Raw genomic sequence first — 1,171 nt, 5'->3', positions numbered from 1 at the left:
CTTTGCTTAATGGTGTCGTCATCGTCAATGCTCCTGACACGTCAGTGTCCTCGTTTCCTACAGTGGAGCATTTACACAATCGAATTTACAGTCTCTCAGGATACTAAAAATTGCCTCAATAAAATCGTGCAGGCTTCAACACCCCCGGTTCCACCTGCAACGGCACGACATCCACACTATCGAGCCGAGTGCAATAATCCAAATCCTCCTCACAGCCCAGCGCCGCCAAGCCACGTCCATGGTGTGCATAACGGATCAATTGCGGCAGCCGCTTCTCCCAGCGCTCAAACAACGCCATCGCCGCGATGGATTCATCGTCTCCGGCGCAGTCGCTATCCCGCTCCACACTCAAGCCGCAGGCAATCGCCCCCGCACAGATCGTATCCTCCAGCGAAAAACTGCCGCGCCAACCCGCTGCCACAATCCACACCGTATGCGGGTGCTCCTGCATCAGAAAACGCACCACCGCCGCCCGATTGGTCAAGGAAGCGGTTAGCAGAATCGGCACCTGCTGAACCCGCTCCAGGGCACGAGTACCGTTTGTCGTGCTCATAAAAATCCGCTTACCCGCGACCTGTTCCGGCGTACATTCCGACGGTGAATTGCCTAAATCAAAGCCATCCAGCTTCTCGCCGCTACGCTCACCGGCCAGCAATCGTTGTTCCTCCGGCCAGCGTTCGCTCACGCTATACAACTCATCCAGATCATCAAAGACCTGAATGGCTTCAGCCCCCGACTGTAAAGCGGTAGCCATCGTGGTCGTGGCCCGCAACACATCAATGACGATAGCACAAGCGGGCATATCCAGATTCAAGCCGCCCTTGCGAGCATTTTTACTCAAATCCGGCACGAGATCAGGGGTGTGATAAACGAAAATTTCCATGGTGCTTGTCCTCTGAGCGGCGTTCCTGCCAGTAGCAAGCGAGATGATTTCTTCATTTCACCAAGGTTAAACCAAGCCGGGAAAAGTGCCAAGTCTATACTTATAAAGCCACATAAAGTTTTATGAGAGTCCTAACTTAGGATAGTTATGATATTATAGGAGGGAAAGGCTCAATTGAAGGGAGACTAGGGATGGAAAGCGGTGGTTGCAAGCGGTGTGGTAGCGAAGCGTCGGTCAAGAGCGGTCGCGTGCGGGGTTTGCAACGGTATCGGTGCAAAGCGTGCGGCT

The 1,171-nt window shown here is 53.7% G+C and carries 2 protein-coding genes; one reads left to right on the top strand and one right to left on the bottom strand.

Features of this window, described 5'->3' with window-relative positions:
• Nucleotides 1-115 precede the first annotated feature (115 nt).
• Entirely contained in the window at nucleotides 116-883 is a 768-nt protein-coding gene (locus tag BN873_RS11195; protein WP_048673689.1) for a 2-phosphosulfolactate phosphatase family protein, read from the bottom strand.
• A gap of 191 nt (nucleotides 884-1,074) precedes the next feature.
• On the opposite strand from BN873_RS11195, the gene BN873_RS21440 reads away from it, so the two are divergent.
• The coding region (locus tag BN873_RS21440) for a transposase-like zinc-binding domain-containing protein (protein ID WP_420883364.1) at nucleotides 1,075-1,171 on the top strand (97 nt) is incomplete at its 3' end.

The organism is Candidatus Competibacter denitrificans Run_A_D11, assembly GCF_001051235.1.
In the GTDB taxonomy this organism is placed as follows: domain Bacteria; phylum Pseudomonadota; class Gammaproteobacteria; order Competibacterales; family Competibacteraceae; genus Competibacter_A; species Competibacter_A denitrificans.
This window is presented reverse-complemented; position numbering and strand designations above follow the sequence as displayed.